The organism is Stenotrophomonas maltophilia group sp. SKK55, assembly GCF_057179845.1.
This window is the reverse complement of sequence record NZ_JBXUHP010000018.1, coordinates 251,873-270,760: the sequence shown is the minus strand read 5'-3', so window position 1 is coordinate 270,760 and position 18,888 is coordinate 251,873. Positions and strand designations below refer to the sequence as shown.

15 protein-coding genes are annotated in these 18,888 nt (G+C 67.1%); 8 read left to right on the top strand and 7 right to left on the bottom strand.

The window, feature by feature from the left end:
* Nucleotides 1-534 precede the first annotated feature (534 nt).
* Both pdxY and AC2A1N_RS10200 read left to right on the top strand, forming a co-directional pair.
* On the top strand, nt 535-1,443 hold the full coding sequence (pdxY, locus tag AC2A1N_RS10205; RefSeq protein WP_484372196.1) for a pyridoxal kinase: 909 nt from the start codon (nt 535-537) through the stop codon (nt 1,441-1,443).
* On the top strand, nt 1,440-2,552 hold the full coding sequence (locus AC2A1N_RS10200) for a prephenate dehydrogenase (protein ID WP_484372194.1): 1,113 nt from the start codon (nt 1,440-1,442) through the stop codon (nt 2,550-2,552). Before pdxY ends, AC2A1N_RS10200 begins: the two co-directional genes overlap by 4 nt.
* A gap of 259 nt (nt 2,553-2,811) precedes the next feature.
* Here AC2A1N_RS10200 and AC2A1N_RS10195 read toward each other — a convergent pair whose 3' ends face one another.
* From AC2A1N_RS10195 to AC2A1N_RS10175, 5 genes are all read right to left on the bottom strand, one after another.
* On the bottom strand, nt 2,812-3,006 hold the full coding sequence (locus tag AC2A1N_RS10195) for a hypothetical protein (protein ID WP_005416191.1): 195 nt from the start codon (nt 3,004-3,006) through the stop codon (nt 2,812-2,814).
* 70 nt (nt 3,007-3,076) lie between these two features.
* Nucleotides 3,077-4,849 carry an ABC transporter transmembrane domain-containing protein gene (locus tag AC2A1N_RS10190; RefSeq protein WP_061477930.1) on the bottom strand — a complete coding sequence of 591 codons (1,773 nt, stop codon included), beginning with the start codon at nt 4,847-4,849 and terminating at the stop codon, nt 3,077-3,079.
* Entirely contained in the window at nt 4,842-5,438 is a 597-nt protein-coding gene (locus AC2A1N_RS10185) for an IMPACT family protein (protein WP_072168299.1), read from the bottom strand. Before AC2A1N_RS10185 ends, AC2A1N_RS10190 begins: the two co-directional genes overlap by 8 nt.
* Nucleotides 5,439-5,478: 40 nt before the next feature.
* Nucleotides 5,479-6,474: a hypothetical protein gene (locus AC2A1N_RS10180; protein WP_242894248.1), complete on the bottom strand. Its 996-nt coding sequence runs from the start codon at nt 6,472-6,474 to the stop codon at nt 5,479-5,481.
* Nucleotides 6,471-6,989: an RNA polymerase sigma factor gene (locus AC2A1N_RS10175; protein WP_229298559.1), complete on the bottom strand. Its 519-nt coding sequence runs from the start codon at nt 6,987-6,989 to the stop codon at nt 6,471-6,473. Before AC2A1N_RS10175 ends, AC2A1N_RS10180 begins: the two co-directional genes overlap by 4 nt.
* A 247-nt stretch (nt 6,990-7,236) precedes the next feature.
* On the opposite strand from AC2A1N_RS10175, the gene AC2A1N_RS10170 reads away from it, so the two are divergent.
* Nucleotides 7,237-10,077 (top strand): bifunctional diguanylate cyclase/phosphodiesterase, encoded by a 2,841-nt coding sequence (locus tag AC2A1N_RS10170; protein WP_242894245.1) that lies wholly within the window; start codon nt 7,237-7,239, stop codon nt 10,075-10,077.
* 19 nt (nt 10,078-10,096) lie between these two features.
* Here the strand turns inward: AC2A1N_RS10170 and AC2A1N_RS10165 are convergent, their stop codons facing one another.
* Both AC2A1N_RS10165 and AC2A1N_RS10160 read right to left on the bottom strand, forming a co-directional pair.
* Nucleotides 10,097-10,690: an LOG family protein gene (locus AC2A1N_RS10165; protein ID WP_005416197.1), complete on the bottom strand. Its 594-nt coding sequence runs from the start codon at nt 10,688-10,690 to the stop codon at nt 10,097-10,099.
* Nucleotides 10,691-10,945: 255 nt separating this feature from the next.
* Complete coding sequence (locus AC2A1N_RS10160; RefSeq protein ID WP_134968677.1) at nt 10,946-12,442, bottom strand: aminotransferase class III-fold pyridoxal phosphate-dependent enzyme; 1,497 nt, start codon at nt 12,440-12,442, stop codon at nt 10,946-10,948.
* A gap of 210 nt (nt 12,443-12,652) precedes the next feature.
* On the opposite strand from AC2A1N_RS10160, the gene queA reads away from it, so the two are divergent.
* The 5 genes from queA to secF all read left to right on the top strand — a co-directional run bounded on the left by queA (nt 12,653) and on the right by secF (nt 18,422).
* Nucleotides 12,653-13,720, top strand: coding sequence for a tRNA preQ1(34) S-adenosylmethionine ribosyltransferase-isomerase QueA (queA, locus tag AC2A1N_RS10155; protein ID WP_242894242.1), 1,068 nt, complete (start codon nt 12,653-12,655; stop codon nt 13,718-13,720).
* 177 nt (nt 13,721-13,897) lie between these two features.
* Nucleotides 13,898-15,028 carry a tRNA guanosine(34) transglycosylase Tgt gene (gene tgt, locus AC2A1N_RS10150; RefSeq protein WP_242894239.1) on the top strand — a complete coding sequence of 377 codons (1,131 nt, stop codon included), beginning with the start codon at nt 13,898-13,900 and terminating at the stop codon, nt 15,026-15,028.
* A gap of 134 nt (nt 15,029-15,162) precedes the next feature.
* Nucleotides 15,163-15,507, top strand: a complete 345-nt coding sequence (gene yajC, locus AC2A1N_RS10145; RefSeq protein WP_005416201.1) for a preprotein translocase subunit YajC — start codon at nt 15,163-15,165, stop codon at nt 15,505-15,507.
* 61 nt (nt 15,508-15,568) lie between these two features.
* Nucleotides 15,569-17,425 (top strand): protein translocase subunit SecD, encoded by a 1,857-nt coding sequence (gene secD, locus AC2A1N_RS10140; RefSeq protein WP_005416202.1) that lies wholly within the window; start codon nt 15,569-15,571, stop codon nt 17,423-17,425.
* A gap of 16 nt (nt 17,426-17,441) precedes the next feature.
* The gene (gene secF / locus AC2A1N_RS10135; protein WP_049413603.1) at nt 17,442-18,422 is read left to right on the top strand and encodes a protein translocase subunit SecF; all 981 of its coding nucleotides are present in this window, start codon (nt 17,442-17,444) and stop codon (nt 18,420-18,422) included.
* Nucleotides 18,423-18,888: the final 466 nt, after the last annotated feature.

The following is an 18,888-nucleotide window of genomic DNA, read 5'->3' as shown; positions in this document are numbered from 1 at the left end:
TGCACCTGCCGAAGTAACGGCAACAGACGAAGCGCGCTATCCGTGGATTGGCGGGGGGGGGCCGGTTGCGGGGGCGTGAGCGCCATGGATGGCGCGACCGAGCCTACAGGGACGTATTCACGGCGTCCCCCGCAACCGGACCCACCCCGCCTTCGACAGTTTCCTGCGATTTGTCGGAACGGTGTACTGCTCTGGTAGGTGTCGACCTTGGTCGACACGGTAGACCCATGCCATGCGTGGATGAATTCATTCGATATCTGACAGATGTGTCGACCAAGGTCGACACCCACCAACAGCCGCAGTTACCAACAGCCGCGTGAACCTGTCGAAGGCGGGGCGGTGTCGGAGTGCGGGGTGTCAGCCGCATGGATGCGGCTGCCAAGCCTACACGGACGTACTTGCGGCGTCCCCGCATTCCGACACCGCCCCGCCACCCCACGGATAGCTCGCTTTTGCCGTTGTCGTTGCTTGCAGCTTCGGCAGGTGCAGGGCTGCAAGCCCTGCCGAAAACCCCCTTGGGCGTAGAATGCGACCATGAGCGAATCCCTTGATAACCACCTGGTCCACGGCCGCCGCCAGCGGCCCGACGGCCCGTCGCCGATCGATGTCATCTCGGTCCAGTCGCAACTTGTCTACGGCCACGCCGGCAACAGCGCTGCCGTACCGCCGATGCGCGCGCTGGGCGTGCGTGTGGCAAGCATTCCGACGGTGCTTCTCAGCAACGCGCCGTTCTACGACACCACGCGTGGCCGCGTGCTGCCGGCCGACTGGTTCGCCGACCTGCTGCTGGGCACCCACGAACGCGGCCTGCCGCAGCGGGCGAAGATGCTGGTCTCCGGCTACTTCGGCAGCACCGCCAACGGTGCCGCCTTCGCAGACTGGCTGGACGAGATCCTGCCGGGCTGCCCGCAGCTGCGCTATTGCCTGGACCCGGTGATTGGCGACACGCACACCGGCCCCTACGTGGAACCCGGGCTGGAAGCGATCTTCGCCGAGCGCCTGCTGCCGCATGCCTGGCTGGTGACGCCGAACGCTTTCGAACTGAATCGCCTGACCGGCATGCCGGCGCTGGCCGAGGCCGATGCCCTCGCCGCCGCGCGCACGCTGCTGGATCGCGGCCCGCATTGGGTGATCGCGCACAGCGTGGGCGGCACCCCGGGTGAACTGGTGACCCTGGCCGTCGGCCGCGAGGAAACCTGGCGCTGGACCTCGCCGCTGCTGCCGGTGGACGTGGCGGGTACCGGCGATGTGCTGATGTCGCTGGTGGTGTCGTTCCTGCTGCGCGGCGAATCGATGCAGCAGGCGATTTCGCGTGCGATTGCCGGCACCCATGCGGCGCTGGAGGCGACCCTGGACAACGGCTTCGAGGAATTCGACGTGGTCGCCGCCGCGCCGGCGGCGCTGGCCGAAGGAATGCGCTTCCGCGCCGAACGCGTGGCATGAGCGGCCTGGACCCACGCACGCCGCGCACGGTCGGCATCGTCGGCAGCGCTGGCGCCTACGGGCGCTGGCTGACCCGCTTCTTCCAGCAGCACCTGCAGCTGCAGGTGATCGGCCACGATCCGGCCGACCCTGGGTCGCACACGCCGGAACACCTGCTGGCGCAGGCCGATGTGCTGGTGTTCTCGGCACCGATCCGGCACACCCCGGCGTTGATTGCCGAGTACGTGCGGCAATCGGAGGGCCGCGAGCAGGGCAGGCTGTGGCTGGATGTGACCTCGGTAAAGGAGGCGCCGGTGCAGGCGATGCTGGCGTCGCAGGCCGAAGTGGTCGGCCTGCACCCGATGACCGCGCCACCCAAGGCGCCGACCCTGAAGGGGCGGGTGATGGTGGTCTGCGAAGCGCGGCTGCAGGTCTGGCAGGCGTGGGTCGATACGCTGTGCGCTGCGCTGCAGGCCGAGTGCGTGCGGGCCACGCCGCAGCACCACGACCAGATGATGGCGCTGGTGCATGCCACCCATCTGGCCCAGGCCGGCGTGTTGCGCCAGTACCAGCCGCAGCTGGGCGATCTGGCTGCGATGATGCCGTACCGTTCGGCATCGTTCGAGCTGGATACGGCGATCATTTCGCGCATCCTGTCGCTCAACCCGGCGATCTACGAAGACATCCAGTTCGGCAACCCGTATGTGGCGCCGATGCTGGAGCGGCTGGTGGGCCAGCTGCAGGCCCTGCAGGCGCAGGTCGGGCAGGGGGACGACCGTGCACGTGATGCCTTCCGCGAGCAGCTGCTGTCGGCCAATCGCAGTGCTTTCGGTGAGCAGGCGCTGGCGGACGGTAACTATACGTTCGAACGCGTGGGCTATCTGCTGGCCGATCTGACCGAGCGCAACGCGCTGTCGGTGCACCTGCCGGAAGACCGGCCCGGCTCGCTGCGCGAGCTGCTGAACGTGTTCGAGCAGCATCGCATCAGCCTGGCCTCGATCCATTCCTCACGTACGCCCGGCGGCGAAGTGCACTTCCGCATCGGGTTCATCGCCGGCAGTGATCCGGCCGCGATCACCCGGGCGGCCGCGGAAGTGGATGCCAGCGGCATCGGGCGGGTGCTCGGCTGACTACATTCATCCACAGGTGGTGTGGATGGATCCTGAGCAAATGTGTGGATAACCTCGCTCAGCCCTTGTTGGCAAAGGCTGTCAAGATGCCTGGCGAAAAATTGGCCACGCTTCTTTGTAGGGTCGAGCCATGCTCGACTGCTTTTGGCGACAAGCGTGTCGACCCAGGTCGACACCTACCAGAGCGGAGGATGGAGATCCGGTAGCGCGAGCGCGGAGCAGCACGAATGCGGTAGCGCCGGGCCATGCCCGGCGAACCTCAAATCGTCAACCGCAGTTCACCACCACTGGTGGTGAACTCGCGTCCATTGCGCACCAGCTGGCGCCCGTCATCCAGCTCATAGCGCGGCGTGGCTTCGGAGTGGTGCCCGCTGCCGTTCGCCTCGGGCTTGAATTCGATAATGATGTGGCTTTCGCCATTACTGTCGACGGCGGGGAACTGACGGAACGACATCGCGTACCTCCTTCAGCGGATGCTGCGGGTGCGCGGCCAGCTTGGTCTTGCCGATGTTAGCCGGCCGTCATCAATCGATGAACTGCAGTCGTGCCAGTTCAGCGTACAGTCCGCCTTCGGCCAGCAGCTGCGCATGGGTACCTTCGGCGACGATACGGCCCTGGTCCATCACCACGATGCGGTCGGCCTTGAGCACGGTGGCCAGGCGGTGGGCGATGACCAGCGTGGTGCGACCGGCCATCAGCCGCTCAAGCGCCTGCTGCACGCCATGCTCGCTCTGCGCATCCAGCGCGCTGGTGGCTTCGTCCAGCAGCAGGATCGGCGCATTCTTCAGCAACGCGCGGGCGATCGCCACGCGCTGTTGCTGGCCACCGGACAGGCGCGCACCGCGTTCGCCCAGCTCACTGTCGTAGCCTTGCGGCAATGCCCGCAGGAAGCCATCGGCCTCTGCTGCACGTGCGGCGTCCTCGACCTCGGCGTCGCTGGCCTGCAGCCTGCCGTAGCGGATGTTGTCGCGTGCACTGGCTGCGAACAGCGTCGGCTGCTGCGGTACCAGTGCCAGCTGCGCGCGCAGCTCGGCCGGATCGACCTGGCGCACGTCGATGCCATCCACGCAGATGCGGCCGCTGGCCGGATCGTGGAAGCGCAGCAGCATCGACAGCACCGTGCTCTTGCCTGCGCCCGACGGGCCGACCAGGGCCACGGTCTCACCCGGGCGCACATGCAGATTGAAGTGGTCCAGCGCGGCCTGGTCCGGGCGCTGCGGGTAGTGGAACACCACGTCGTCGAACTGGATTTCGCCGCGTAGCGGTTGTGGCAGTGCGTGCGGCTGCGCCGGCGCACGGATCTCGATGTCTTCCTGCAGCAGCTCGCCGATACGGCCCATGCCACCGGCCGCACGCTGCAGCTCGTTCCACACTTCGGCCAGGGCGCCCACCGAGCCGCCGCCGATCAGCGCGTACAACACGAACTGGCCCAGCGTGCCGGCACTGAGGCGTCCGTCGATGACATCGTGCGCGCCCAGCCACAGCACGCCAACGATGGCGCCAAATACCAGCAGGATGGCGCTGGCGGTAACCAGCGATTGCGCACCGATGCGCCGGCGTGCGGCACTGATGGCATCGCCCAGCGCCTTGTCAAAGCGCCCGCGCTCATAGGGCTCGCGCGCATGCGCCTGCACCGTGCGCACGGCGCCCAGCGTCTCGCTGGCCAGGCTGTTGGCATCGGCGATGCGGTCCTGGCTGCTGCGCGCAACCGTGCGCAGCTTGCGCGCGCCGATGATGATCGGCAGCACCGCCAGCGGGATGCCGAGCAGTGACCACGCGGCCAGCCGCGGGCTGGTGACGAACAGCATCGCCAGGCTGCCGACCACGGTGACGCTGCTGCGCAGGGCGACTGACATGGTCGAGCCGACCACGCTGCGCAGCAGTTCGCTGTCGGCGGTCAGGCGCGAGACCAGTTCGCCGCTGCGGCTGCGGTCGTGGAAACCGGCGCCGAGCTGGATCAGGTGTGCGTACAGGCGGCTGCGCAGGTCGGCGACGACCTTCTCGCCCAGCAGCGACACGAAGAAGAACCGTGCGGCCGTCGCCAGTGCCAGCACCACCGCCACCAGCATCAGCAGGGCGAAGGCACGGTTGATCTGGCCACCGCTGGTGAAGCCGTGGTCGATCATCTGCTTCACGGCGGGGGGCAGGCTCAGCGTGGCGGCCGAAGAAACCGCCAGGGCCAGCAGCCAGGCGGTGAACAACCCGCTATGGCGGCGCACGAACGGCCACAACGTCCGCAGGCTGCCGAGGCGGCGCAGCGGCGGGGTCGAGGCAGGGGCGTCGTCCTTGTCAGTCATCCTGGGTGTCGTCTTGTATGCGGATACGGTCACGGGTGGCGTCGCGCAGGCGGATTTTCAATGCATCGACCTGATCGGCCGGCAATTCGGCCCGCAGGCACACGCCGTTGGCATCGAACCGTTCATCGAGCTTCCCGGCGCCGAAGGCGGGCAGGGTGGCGTGCAGGGTGCCCAGGTCCTCGAAGCCGGCCAGCAGCTGCAGCCGGGCCATCGCCACCAGGGGCAGGCGGGGGGCGGTGCGCAGGCACTCGGCGGCAGCGCCACCGTAGGCGCGCACCAGTCCACCGGCGCCCAGCTTGATGCCGCCGAACCAGCGCGTCACCACCACCATCACGCGGTCGAACCCCTGGCCATCGATCGCCGCCAGGATCGGTCGTCCGGCCGTTCCAGCGGGCTCGCCGTCGTCGCTGGAGCGGTAGTCCTGGCCGTACCGGTAGGCCCAGCAGTTGTGGGTCGCGTCGGCTGCTGCAACCTGCTGCAGGATCGCCATGGCCGCTGCGGCGCTGTCGATCGGCGCAGCATGGGCGATGAAACGACTGTGTTTGACTTCCAGCGTGTGGCTGACAGGCTGGGCGAGGGTATCGAGCATTCCCGTCATTCTACGGGGTCGCCGGAGATCACGTTCTGCTTCAGTCGTCCAGCAACGGGCGCAGGTCGCGCGGCAGGCGGGCTTCCGGATACTGCTGCACGTAGCGCTCCAGGCTGGCGCGGGCCAGATCGCGCTGGCCGTCGTCGCGACGCGCGCGGATTTTCTGCAGCCACTGCCGGCGCGGCAGTCGCGCGTCGGCGTCCACCTCGGCCTGCACGGCATCCGCGCTCAGGCCCGCATCGCTGCCGCGGCGCATGATGCCCGGTGCGGAACGGCTGGGCGCCTCACGCTTCATCGAGGTGATCTCCACCCGATCCAGCGCCTGCGCCCGCTCGGCCGAGGCCTCGGCGGCATTGGCTGCCGAGGCCTCGGCCGTGCGTGCTTTCATTGCCCCGGACGCTGCTGGCGCGAATGCCGGTGCGGGTGCCGAGTAGGCGGTCGGTGCAGGTGGCGCTGGCGGTGCTGCAGCCGGAGCGGGCGGGAGCGTCGCAAAGGAGGTGTCGGCGGCCGCATCCGCAGCCTTGGATCGTGCGGCCTGGGCAGGCACTTCAGCGGTCTTGGCCGGCGCAGGCTTGTGCGCACGCGCGATGGCCGGTGCCGGGGCAGCGGAAACAGGGGCGGACTCGGGTGCTGCCGGCGCAGCGGCTGGTTCCGCAACCGCCACTGCGCTGTGGGCCGAACCACTTCCAGCGGCCTGATCGGCAGCCGCGACGTCTTCTGCCGCAGCCGGTGCTGCGGCAACAGCAGTCTCGCCCGCCGGAACCGGCGGCGGTTCAGGACGCAGCTGCCAGGCGATGCCGATGGCGAACACCATCGAAGCGGCGATGCCGAACACCGCTGGCCAACGCGGGCCTGTGCGCTGCTTGCGCGGCGCCTCGGGAGAGGCGGCAACATCGGTACCCGGAGCGTCCACGGCGGCACGCGCCGCAGCCAGGATGGCGGCGTCCAGTGCGGCCGGTGGTGCCTGCTCGGCGCGACGGCCGAGCAGCCGGGCCAGCTCGCGTTCTTCCGGCGTCAGCGGTTCGTCTCGGTTCATGCGTTCAATCCCGCACGCAGCTTGTCCATCGCATAGCGCAGCCGCGATTTCACGGTTTCCCGGCCTACGCCGGTGATCTGGCCGATCTCCTCCAGGCTCAGTTCCTGATCCAGCCGCAGTTGCAGCACTTCGCGCTGCTCCGGCGGCAATTGCTCCATCGCCAGCTGGATGCGGCGACGTTGTTCGAATTCGGAAAGTTCGGCTTCCGGGGTCTGCCCGTCCTCGATCGCGGCCAGGCGCAGGTCGGCGTCGGCCGGCGCGGCAGGGCGATGGCGGGCGGCGCGCCAATGGTCGTTCAGGCGGTTGTGGGCGATGCGGAACAGCCAGGTGCTGAACGCCGCTTCGGGCTGCCACCCGGCACGGGCGCTGATCACCCGCTGCCAGACGTCCTGGAAGATCTCCTCGGCCAGCGCGTTGTCGCGCAGTTGGCGCAGCAGGAAGCCGAACAGTCGTTTGCGATGGCGCGCATACAGGCTTTCGAACGCGTGCAGGTCGCCGCCGGCCCAGGCCAGCATCAAGGCTTCATCGGTTGGCAGTGCGCTGGCTTCCACGGCGTACAGGGTAAGGCCTGCAGGCGATGGCGCATAGCCGGTGGCAGGGGCGGGCAGGGCGAGGGTCATGGCTCGGAAGGGGCTGCGGACGGCAGGAAAAACGTACGGGCGCACGATTCGGGGTTTACGGGCTTCCATTGCCCCCCGGGTGGCGCGCTATGCTCGTCGGCTCAGGGGAGGCGACGCATAGACGGCGCCAAGAGATTGTCATTTGTCCACGCATGCTGAACCGGCGGAAGAGCCACCACACGAGGCCGTGCTGAGCACGGCGCTGGTGCGCGCGTTGCATGCGCTTTTGCCGGAAACGGCTGTGGTCCGCGTCGGCTGGGACGACCCGCAGCTCGGGCGTGGTCAGGACGGGTGGCCGGCCGACGGGGCGGCAGGCGCGTTCACTGCGCCGGGCATCGGCGACGGCTGCCATGGCTGGAAACATGACGGTGCACGCCTGCAGCTGTCGGTGGAAGGCGCCGTGCCTTCCGCGGCGTGGTGGGGGCTGGCCCGTCAGGCCATGGAACTGGCACTGCAGCGTGGCCGCCAGGCCGGGCAGATCAAGGCGCTGGAAGAGGCTGAACGGTTGCAGCAGGCGCTGTTCCAGATCGCCGATCTGGCCGGCGCCGATCTGGAGATGTCGGAGATGCTGCGTCACGTGCACGGCGTGCTCGGCACGCTGATGTATGCGGAGAACTGCTACATCGTTGAATACGATGATGTGCGTGACCAGATCCGCTTCCTGTACTTCGCCGACCAGGTCGACGATTTCGTCGCCGACCCGTCGCAGAGCCATGACGCCGCCGAGATGCCGCGCAGCCTGACCGTCGCGCTGCTGCGCCACGGCAAGCCGCTCAGCGGACCCTCGCGCGAACTTCTGGCACGCGTGGTCGAGCAGGAGCACGACCCGCAGCGTGGCCCCGAGAGCCTGGACTGGCTGGGTGTGCCGATGCTGCGCGATGGCCGGGTATGCGGCGCAATCGTGGTGCAGAGCTATAAGCTGGCGGCCCGTTATGGCGAGGCCGAGCGGGCGTTGCTGGGCTTTGTCGCGCAGCACGTGCAGACTGCGATGGACCGGCGCCAGGCGCAGGTCCGGCTGGAGCAACAGGTGGAGCGGCGCACGCTGGAACTGCAGCGTGCCAACCGCAGCCTGCAGGATGAAGTGGCGGAGCGCCGGCGCGCCGAGCAACTGCAGACCGCGCTGTACAACATTGCCGAAATGGCGATGTCGGCCGACAGCCTGGCCCAGTTCTACGGGCAGGTGCATGGCGTGGTCGGGCGCCTGCTCGATGCGCGCAACTTCTATATCGCGCTGGTGAACGGAAGCGGCAACGGCCTGGACTTCGTCTATTCGGTGGACGAGCACAATGCCAGCCGTGCACCTCGTCCGTTCAGTCGCGGCCTGACCGAATACGTGGTGCGCAACCGGCGGCCCCTACTGGCCTCACGCGCCCAGATCGATGCGTTGCTGGCCAGTGGCGAGGTGCGTGAATCCGGCGCGCGCTCGCATTGCTGGCTGGGCGTGCCGCTGCTGCGCGATGACGAGGTGGTCGGTGCGATCGTGGTGCAGAGTTACAGCGAGAACAGTACGTTCAGCGTGCACGATCAGCGGCTGCTGACGTTCGTTGCGCAGAACATCGGAACCGGCTTGGCGCGCCAGCGCGACCAGCAACGGCTGCGTTTGGCGCATGCCGAACTGGAAAAGCGCGTGGAGGAACGCACGCGTGAGCTGGCCGAGGTCAACGAGAAGCTGCTCGGCCAGATCGGCGAGCGCCTGCGGGCCGAGCAACGCCTGACCCATCAGGCCATGCACGATGCGCTGACCGGCCTGCCCAACCGGCTGCACCTGCTCGATCGCCTGCAGGATGCGCTTGCGCTGGCCAAGCGCGAGGGTGGGCCGGTGTTCGCCGTGCTGTTCCTCGACCTGGATCGCTTCAAGCTGGTCAACGACAGCATCGGCCACGCCGCGGGTGACCGCATGCTGGTGGAGGTGGCCAAGCGCATCGTATCGATGGCCGGTGCTGATGACGTAGTGGCACGGCTGGGCGGTGATGAATTCGCGGTGCTGCTGCAATGCCCGCAGGGCCTGGCACAGGCGCTGGATTTCGGCCAGCGCTTGTTGCTGGCATTGCAGGAATCGATATGGATCGCCGGCCGCGAGTTGTTCCCGTCCGGCAGCCTGGGCATCGCGTTGTGGAATCCGCGCTACCGTACCGGCGAGGAACTGCTGCGTGATGCGGATGCGGCGATGTACCGGGCCAAGGCACAGGGCCATGACCGCTGCGCGATCTTCGACGAGGACATGCGCGAACAGGCCATGCGCAGCCTCGACCTGGAAGCCGATCTGCGCCGCGCGATCAACAACCGTGATTTCGTTCCGTTCTTCCAGCCGATCGTGCGCCTGTCCGATGGCGAAGTGGTGGGACATGAGGCATTGCTCCGCTGGCAGCACGAGCGTCGTGGCCTGCTGTTGCCTGGCGCGTTCCTGGAGCTGGGAGAGGAAAGCGGCCTGATCGAACAGGTCGACTGGCTGATCTACGAGCAGGTCATCGCGCGCCTGGCCGAAGGTGGGCAGAGCTATGTCTCGGTGAACGTTTCGCCGCGCCATTTCCGCTCGGCCGAGTTCAGCGACCGCCTGTTCGGCCTGCTCGACGCGTGTGGCGCCGATCCGCGCCGGCTGCGGCTGGAGATTACCGAGGTCGCGCTGCTGGACGATGCGCCGCACACGCTGCGCATCCTGCAGGGCCTGCGCGAGCGTGGCATCCAGGTGCAGCTGGACGACTTTGGTACCGGCTTCTCTGCGCTGTCCTACCTGCACCGATTCCCGATCAGTACATTGAAGATCGACCAGAGTTTCATCGCCGGCCTGCACGGGCCGGAAGTGCAGAGCACGCGCGCGCTGGTCGAAGGCGTGCTGTCACTGGCCCGCACCCTGGGCATCGAAACCATTGGCGAAGGCATCGAGACCGAGGCGCAGCGGCAGACACTGCGCGAACTCGGTTGCGACTATGGCCAGGGATACCTGCTGGGCCGTCCCGCACCGTGGGCGCGGACGCTGGCGTGAGCCACCGCGACGGTTCACTTCAGCGCAGAGCCGAGCGACGTTTCTCGTCGATCCACTTCGAGGCCTGGGCCGGCTGGTAGTTCTGCATCCACACCAGCATTTCCTCGATGTCCGAGCCGTACCAGAGGTCCTGGCGCTGGTCCGGATGCAGGAAACGCTCTTCCACCATGCGGTCGATCATGCCGATCAGCGGCGCGTAGAAACCTTCCACATCCAGGAACGCGCAGGGCTTGTTGCCGATGCCCAGCTGGCGCCAGGTCAGCATCTCGAAGATCTCTTCCATGGTGCCGAAGCCACCGGGCAGGGCAACGAAGCCATCGGCGAGGTCGAACATGCGCGACTTGCGCTCATGCATCGAGCCGACGATCTCCAGTTCGGTCAGGCCGCGGTGGGCCACTTCCCAGTCGGCCAGCTGGCGCGGGATCACGCCGGTCACCTCGCCGCCAGCGGCGAGCACGGCGTTGGCCACGGTGCCCATCAGGCCAACGTTGCCGCCGCCATACACCAGGCGCAGGCCATCGCGGGCGATGCGATCACCCAGGGCAATGGCGCGTTCGGTGTAGGCCGGCTTGCTGCCAGCGTTGGAACCACAGTACACACAGATCGATTTCATGGATCTTCTGTCTCTTGACCGGAAACGAAAACGCCCCGTCACCGACCGCAAGGCGGTCAGAGACGGGGTGTCCTTGGATTATGAGCCCTTCTGTAGAGCCGAGCCATGCTCGGCTGCTCTTCGTTCAGATCGCGGCAAACGCCAGCCGAGAATGGGCCATGCCGGTCGTCCTGACCGGCACCCTTCGGGCCGTCGCCAGCGACGTTGGCAGCGGCCCCTGCCGCTGCCTTCGGCTCTACGTACGTAAGCGGCGGCTTACGCCGCCGCGGCCTGCTCGCGGCGCGGGCCTTCACGCAGGGCACGTCCCACCATGCCGACCAGCAGGTCCAGCTCCTGGCTGTCCATGCCGAAGTGCGGGGTGAAGCGCAGCGAGTTCTCACCACCGTGAATCACGTTGATGCCGTGCTGGCGCAGCCATTCCTCGGTGGAGTTGGCGCCGTAACACTTGAACTGCGGCGCCAGCTCGCACGAGAACAGCAGCCCGGTGCCCTGCACCTTGGTGATCAGGCCACCCAGCTCGCTCTTGAGCTGTTCCAGCTTGCGCACGGCCTCGGCGCCACGTTCGGCGATGTTGGCGCGTACCTGTGGGGTCAGCTGGGCCAGGGTGGCGCAGGCCACGTCCAGCGCACGCGGATTGCTGGTCATGGTGTTGCCGTAGATGCCCTTGCGGTACAGCTGCGCGGCATGCTCGGTCACCGCCAGCACCGACAGCGGGTACTGCGCGGCGTTGAGCGCCTTGGAATAGGTCTCCATGTCCGGCGGGTCAAGGCCTTCAAAGCCGGGGTAATCGACCACCGACAGCACGCCATGCGCGCGCAGGCCTGCCTGGATCGAGTCGAGCAGCAGCAGGCTGCCGTGTGCACGGGTCAGCTCACGGGCAACGGCATAGAACGACGGCGGCACCGAACGGCCCGGGTCGCCCTCGCCCATCACCGGCTCCAGGAATACGGCTTCGATGAACCACTGGTTGCGCGCGGCATCCTCGAACACCTTGCGCAGCCCGGCCTCGTCGTAAGGCGCCACGGTGATCACCGAGTCCTCGCCGCGGTAGCTGGCCAGGTGCTGCATGTAGCTCTTGCGACTGGAATCCGAATAGAGGGCAGGGCGGTCGGTACGGCCATGGAAGCTGCCCTTGACCACCACGCGCTTGATCGCAGCGCCGGCGTGACGTGCGCCAGGATCGGTCTGCAGCTTGGCGTTGACGTCGGCGATGCGCGCGGCCAGGCCGACGGCTTCGGAGCCGGAATTCAGGCACATGAAACGGGCGAACGGGCAGCCGCCACGGCGGTGGCCGATCTCGGCACGCAGGGCGGTGATGAAGCGCTGCTGCGACAGGCTGGGGGTCATGATGTTGGCCATCACCTGTGGGCGCGCCATGGCTTCCAGCACGGCGTCCGGGGTGTGCCCGAAGCCGAGCATGCCGTAGCCGCCGGCGTCGTACAGCACGGCGCCCTTCAGGGTGACCACCCATGGGCCGCGCGCGGCCAGCGCCACGTAGGGGGTTACCGCGTCATCGGCATAGAAATTGACGAATCCGTCCTGCATCGCGTCGATCTGTGCCTGTTCGTCCTGCGCCAGCAGCGGCCCCAGGTCGGCCTGCACGCGCGCGAATTCCTCGGCGGCGGCGTCCACTGCGGCGATCAGCTGCGGGTGGTTGGCGGACAGGGCGGTCAGGGTGGCATCGTCCAGGCCGGTGGTGAGGCGGGTGCCGGGCTGGTTGCGCAGGGGGGCGAGGCGTTCGATGAAGCTCATTGCAGATCTCCTGAAACAATGGGTCGCACGGGCCATCAAAAGCAAAACGCGCGTCATCACGCGCGCTTGGGGCAGGCTCGTGCAGCGGACTTCCGGTTCGATGCTAGCACTTGTTTTTTTGCGCGATAACCCCGTAGAAACCTGCTGCATAGCAGCATTTTGCGCGACGTTCGCCGCGAAGTGCGCCGGCTCGCAGACGCTGGACGTACAATGCGCGCCATTGTCGACCTGTTGCCGCCCACCGCCTTGAAGAAGTCCGATTTCCATTACGACCTGCCGGCTGAACTGATCGCGCAGGCTCCCCTGGCCGAACGTTCCGCCAGCCGCCTGCTGGTGGTACCACCGGCGCCCGGTGCCTTCACCGACCTGCAGGTGCGCGACCTGCCGTCGCTGCTGCAGCCGGGCGACCTGCTGGTGTTCAACGACACCCGGGTGATTCCGGCGCGCCTGTTCGGGCAGAAGGCCAGCGGCGGCCGCGTGGAGATCCTGATCGAGCGCCTGCTCGGCGCTCAGCAGGCGCGTGCGCAGGTCGGCGCCAGCAAGTCGCCGAAGGCCGGCAGCCGCATCGCGCTGGATGCCGGTGGCGAAGCCAAGGTGCTGGGCCGCGATGGCGAGTTCTACGTGCTGCAGTTCCATGTGCCGGAATCGCTGGAACAGTGGCTGCTGCACGCCGGCCGCCTGCCGCTGCCGCCCTACATCCAGCGCGAGCCGGGCGTGGACGACCGCGAGCGCTACCAGACCGTGTTCGCGCGCGAGGTGGGCGCGGTGGCGGCACCGACTGCCGGCCTGCATTTCGACGAGCCGCTGCTGGCGGCGCTGAAGGACAAGGGCGTGGCGTTCGGCCACGTCACTCTGCATGTGGGTGCGGGCACCTTCCAGCCGGTGCGCGCCGATGACCTGAAGGACCACGTGATGCACCGCGAGTGGCTGAACGTCGGCGCCGAACTGGTGCAGCAGGTGCGGCGCACGCGCGCCGCCGGCGGCCGGGTGATCGGCGTCGGCACCACCGTGGTGCGCGCGCTGGAAAGCGCGATGCGCGATGGCGAACTGCTGCCGTTCGCCGGCGAGACCCAGATCTTCATCACCCCGGGCTACCGCATCCGCAGCGTCGACGCGATGGTGACCAATTTCCACCTGCCCGAAAGCACGCTGCTGATGATGATTTCGGCGTTTGCAGGCAAGGACCGCGTGTTCGAGGCCTACCAGCACGCGATCGAGCAGCGCTACCGCTTCTTCAGCTACGGCGACGCCATGCTGCTGTTCCCGCAAGCGGGGTAGGGCGCTGACCTCTGCCTGCTTGTGGTGGGTGCGCACCGTTGGTGCGCACTTGCAGGTGCCTGGAGACCAGGAAAGCCACGCATGGCGTGGCTCTCCTGCCGTGCCGTTCAGGCCTGAATGGGCGGTCGCCCCGGTTTTGGGAGACAATGAGCGACTATTTGCCTGAATGACCGCTCCATGTCCCGACTGCAGTTCCAGCTCCAGACCCGCGACGGCCGTGCCCGCCGTGGCCGCCTGACCTTCCCGCGTGGCACGGTGGAAACGCCGGCCTTCATGCCGGTCGGGACCTATGGCTCGGTCAAGGGCATCCTGCCGAACCAGGTGCGTGCACTGGGCGCCGAGATCATCCTCGGCAACACCTTCCATCTGTACCTGCGCCCGGGCCTGGACATCATCGCCGACCACGGCGGCCTGCACGGCTTCTGCCGCTGGGATGGCCCGATCCTGACCGATTCGGGTGGTTTCCAGGTGTTCTCGCTGGCCCACCGCCGCAAGATCACCGAGCAGGGCGTGACCTTTGCCTCGCCCACCGACGGCGCCCGCGTGTTCCTCGGTCCCGAGGAGAGCATGAAGATCCAGAAGGTGCTCGATTCGGACATCGTGATGATCTTCGACGAGTGCACCCCGTACCCGGCCACCGAAGACGTTGCCCGCCGTTCCATGGAGCTGAGCCTGCGCTGGGCCCAGCGCAGCCGCAACGCGCATGACGAGCTGGGCAACGACGCGGCCTTGTTCGGCATCGTCCAGGGGGGCGTGCACACCGACCTGCGCAGCCGCTCGGCCGACGCCCTGCAGGCGATCGGCTTCGACGGCTACGCCATCGGCGGCCTGGCCGTGGGCGAGCCGGAGCACGAGCGCAATGCCATGCTCGACCACCTGGATCCGGAGCTGCCGGGCGACCGGCCGCGTTACCTGATGGGCGTGGGCCGGCCGGAGGACCTGGTCGAGGGCGTGGCGCGCGGCGTGGACATGTTCGACTGCGTGATGCCGACCCGTAATGCGCGCAACGGCCACTATTTCACCTCGTTCGGCACCGTTCGCATCCGCAATTCCCAGTACGCGCGGGACATGGACCCGATCGAGCCGGGCTGCGGCTGCGTGGCCTGCACCGGCGGTTACACCCGGTCCTACCTGCGCCACCTGGACCGCTGCAACGAGATGCTGGCGCCGATGCTGGGCACCCTGCACAACCTGTTCTATTACGAAAAGCTCATGGCCGACATCCGTGCCGCGATCGAGGCGGGAACCTTCCTGGCATTCCGCGAGTCCTTCTACGCGGCACGCGGAGCGGTGGCCCCGCCGCTGTAACCCCGACGCCCCCCTGCCGAACGGCCCAAGGACGAACGCCCGGGGCCGTGGCATACTTCAAGGCTGACCCAGATCCGCGGTCGACACCCCCGCCCCTCAAGGGACGGGAGCGCCGCCCAACCAAAGGACCAACGATGAACCTGCTTGCTTTCCTGATTCCCGCCGCCCACGCCCAGGCCGCCGGCGGCCAACCGCAGGGCATGGGCCTGACCACGCTGCTGTTCCCGATCATCCTGATCGCCATCATGTACTTCCTGATGATCCGCCCGCAGATGAAGCGGCAGAAGGAGCACAAGGCCATGCTGGAGAAGATCAAGCGCGGCGATGAAGTGCTGACCAACGGCGGCATCGCCGGCAAGGTCACCGACATTGGCGACCACTTCATCACCGTCGAAGTGGCCGACAACGTGCGCATCCGCGTGCAGAAGGGCGCTGTCGGCAGCGTGCTGCCGACCGGCACCCTGGATTCGGCCAAGTAAGCCACTCCCTTTCCGAAGCACAACCGCGGCGCCGGGGATGGCGCCGCGCGGGACCCAAGCAATGCTCGAATTTCCACGCTGGAAGTACGTCGTCATCCTGATCGTACTGGCGCTCAGCGCGCTGTATGCGCTGCCCAACATCTACCAGAAGGACCCGGCCATCCAGATCACCGCCAACCGTGGCGGGCAGATCGACGATGCGCTGCGCGACCGTGTGCTGGCCGACCTGAAAAAGGCCGGCATCGCCACCATCGGTGCCGAAAAGGAAGGGGAAAGCCTGATCGTCCGCCTGTCGGACCTGAAGTCGCAGTCCGCTGCCAGCGACGCCCTGCGTGACACCGTCGGCGAGAAGTACACCGTGGCCCTGAACCTGGCCTCGACCGTGCCGGACTGGCTGGCCAACCTCGGCGGTCGCCCGATGGTGCTGGGCCTGGACCTGCAGGGTGGCGTGCATTTCGTGCTGCAGGTCGACCAGAAGGCTGCCCTCGACAAGCGCCTGGATGCCTATACCGAAGACGTGCGCAGCACCCTGCGTGACGCGCGCATCGCCTACCAGTCGGTGGAACGCCGCGCCGATAACAGCATCGTGGCCAACCTGAGCCCATCCGCCGGCGATGACGCCGCGCAGCGTGCCCGCGCCGCGCTGGTCAAGGCACAGCCGACCCTCGGCTATGACGTCAGCGGCAACCGCATCACGGTCACCGTGCCGGAGACCGAGATCACGCAGATCGCCAACGGCGCCATCGAGCAGAACATCAACACCCTGCGCAACCGCGTGAACCAGCTCGGCGTGGCCGAGCCGATCATCCAGCGCCAGGGTGCCGACCGTGTGGTCGTGCAGCTGCCGGGCGTGCAGGACACCGCCGAAGCCAAGCGCATGATCGGTGCCACCGCCACCCTGGAGTACCGTGCGGTGGTTGAAGGCAATGCGCAGGACGCCATCAACTCCGGCCGCATTCCGCCGGAAGCGAAGGTCTACCAGCAGCGTGACGGCCGCGGCCCGATCCTGCTGAACAAGCGCGTGATCGTCACCGGCGACCAGATGGTCGGTGCGCAGGCGGTGACCGATTCGAACAGCGGCTCGCCGGCCGTCAGCGTGACGCTGAACAACGTCGGTGGCCAGCGCATGTTCGACTTCACCAGCGCCAACGTGAACAAGCCGATGGCGGTGGTCTACACCGAGCGCGTGCCGACCGTAACCGTCGTCGACGGCCAGGAAGTGCGTGGCTTCAAGGTCAACGAGGAAGTGATCTCGGTGGCCAACATCAACGGCGTGTTCGGCAAGAACTTCCAGACCACCGGCCTGCAGAAGAAGGAAGCCGAAGACCTGGCCAAGCTGCTGAAGTCGGGTTCGCTGGCTGCGCCGATGGACTTCGTCGAGGAGCGCGTGGTCGGCCCGAGCCTCGGCGCCGAGAACGTCAAGAACGGCATGCGCGCGGTGGTGTTCGCGTTCCTGTTCACCCTGGTGTTCTTCAGCGTGTACTACCGCATGTTCGGTGTGATCACCTCGGCAGCGATGCTGTTCAACCTGCTGATCGTAGTGGCGGTGATGTCGCTGTTCGGTGCCACCATGACCCTGCCGGGCTTTGCCGGCCTGGCGTTGTCGGTCGGCCTGTCGGTGGACGCCAACGTGCTGATCAACGAGCGTATCCGTGAAGAGCTGCGAGCCGGCGTGCCGGGCAAGACGGCGATCGTGACCGGTTACGAGCGTGCCTCGGGCACCATCCTCGACGCCAACCTGACCGGCCTGATCGTCGGCGTGGCGCTGTTTGCATTCGGTACCGGTCCGCTGAAGGGCTTCGCGCTGACCATGATCATCGGTATTTTCGCCTCCATGTTCACCGCGATCACCGTGTCGCGTGCGCTGGCGACGCTGATCTACGGCCGCCGCAAGAAGCTCCAGAACGTGGCCATCTGACGGGACGACACGCACAATGAAACTGTTTCCGCTGCACATCCTCCCGAACGACACCAAGATCGACTTCATGCGTTGGCGCCATGTCGCCATGGCAGTCACCATCGTGGTGTTCCTGGCCTCGGTCGCCATCATCGGCATCAAGGGCTTCAACTACGCACTGGACTTCACCGGAGGCACCCTGATCGAAGCCCGCTTCGACAAGGCGGTGGATGTTGAGCAGGTCCGCACCAAGCTCGAGCAGAGTGGCTTCGAAGGCGCCCAGGTGCAGAGCGTCGGTGGCAACACCGACCTGCTGATCCGCCTGGCCCCGCACGGCGAGCATGCTCCGGGTACCGGCGACGCCGCCCACGAGGACAAGGCCACGGCCGCTGCCGTGGTGAAGGCGTTGTCCACTGCCGACAATCAGGCCACCGTGCTCCGCAACGAGTTCGTGGGCCCGCAGATAGGCAAGGACCTGGCGATGAATGGCCTGTATGCCACCATCTTCATGCTGGCCGGCTTCCTGATCTACATCGCGGTGCGCTTCGAGTGGAAGTTCGCGGTCACCGCCAGCATCGTGGCGATGTTCGACCTGATCGTGACGGTCGCTTACGTGTCCCTGCTGGGCCGTGAGTTCGACCTGACCGTGCTGGCCGGCCTGCTGTCGGTGATGGGCTTTGCGATCAACGACATCATCGTGGTCTTCGACCGCGTCCGTGAGAACTTCCGCAGCCTGCGCGTGGACTCGATGGAAGTGCTGAACCGTTCGATCAACCAGACGCTGTCGCGTACGGTGATCACTGCCGTGATGTTCTTCCTGTCGGCGCTTGCCCTGTACCTGTACGGCGGCAGCTCGATGGAAGGGCTGGCCGAGACGCACATGATCGGCGCGGTGATCGTGGTGCTGTCCTCGATCCTGGTGGCGGTGCCGATGCTGACGATTGGTGTGCTGCGCGTGAGCAAGCAGGACCTGCTGCCGAAGGCGAAGGACGTCGAGGCCCTGGCCCGTCGCCCATAAGCGTTCGCGCTGCACGCAACACACAGAGAACCCCGCGCAAGCGGGGTTTTTTGTGTGCAGGGCTTGCAGCCCTGCACCCACGGTAGTGCCGGCCGCTGGCCGGCAACAGCAACAGCAGCAGCAAGAGCGTGCCTTCCGTGGATGGGCGGGGCGGTGTCGGAGTGCGGGGACGCCGCAAGTACGTCCGTGTAGGCTTGGCAGCCGCTTGCTCGTGTGCGCTTTCCTGCGCACACGGCAAGACCGGGGTTGGGCGTCCTGCCCAACCCGCCCGAGGCATGCCTCGGGCCCATGCGGCTGACACCCCGCACTCCGACACCGCCCCACCTCTGACAGATTCCCGCGATCGGGTATATCCACGCCGTGCTTGGATGAAATCTGTCAGATATCGATACCCAACGAGCTGTTCCGACAGATCGCAGAGAACTGTCGAAGGCGGGGTGGGTCCGGTTGCGGGGGCGTGAGCCGT

Bases quoted from the DNA above. Each gene is read 5' to 3' on its own strand.
- AC2A1N_RS10175 (WP_229298559.1), bottom strand. From the start codon at position 6,989: ATGCTGGCCTGGGCCGGCGGCGACCTGCACGCGTTCGAAAGCCTGTAT.
- AC2A1N_RS10185 (WP_072168299.1), bottom strand. From the start codon at position 5,438: ATGCTCGATACCCTCGCCCAGCCTGTCAGCCACACGCTGGAAGTCAAA.
- AC2A1N_RS10195 (WP_005416191.1), bottom strand. From the start codon at position 3,006: ATGTCGTTCCGTCAGTTCCCCGCCGTCGACAGTAATGGCGAAAGCCAC.
- queA (WP_242894242.1), top strand. From the start codon at position 12,653: ATGCGCGCCATTGTCGACCTGTTGCCGCCCACCGCCTTGAAGAAGTCC.
- AC2A1N_RS10165 (WP_005416197.1), bottom strand. From the start codon at position 10,690: ATGAAATCGATCTGTGTGTACTGTGGTTCCAACGCTGGCAGCAAGCCG.
- secF (WP_049413603.1), top strand. From the start codon at position 17,442: ATGAAACTGTTTCCGCTGCACATCCTCCCGAACGACACCAAGATCGAC.
- yajC (WP_005416201.1), top strand. From the start codon at position 15,163: ATGAACCTGCTTGCTTTCCTGATTCCCGCCGCCCACGCCCAGGCCGCC.
- AC2A1N_RS10180 (WP_242894248.1), bottom strand. From the start codon at position 6,474: ATGAACCGAGACGAACCGCTGACGCCGGAAGAACGCGAGCTGGCCCGG.
- AC2A1N_RS10200 (WP_484372194.1), top strand. From the start codon at position 1,440: ATGAGCGGCCTGGACCCACGCACGCCGCGCACGGTCGGCATCGTCGGC.
- pdxY (WP_484372196.1), top strand. From the start codon at position 535: ATGAGCGAATCCCTTGATAACCACCTGGTCCACGGCCGCCGCCAGCGG.
- secD (WP_005416202.1), top strand. From the start codon at position 15,569: ATGCTCGAATTTCCACGCTGGAAGTACGTCGTCATCCTGATCGTACTG.
- tgt (WP_242894239.1), top strand. From the start codon at position 13,898: ATGTCCCGACTGCAGTTCCAGCTCCAGACCCGCGACGGCCGTGCCCGC.
- AC2A1N_RS10190 (WP_061477930.1), bottom strand. From the start codon at position 4,849: ATGACTGACAAGGACGACGCCCCTGCCTCGACCCCGCCGCTGCGCCGC.
- AC2A1N_RS10160 (WP_134968677.1), bottom strand. From the start codon at position 12,442: ATGAGCTTCATCGAACGCCTCGCCCCCCTGCGCAACCAGCCCGGCACC.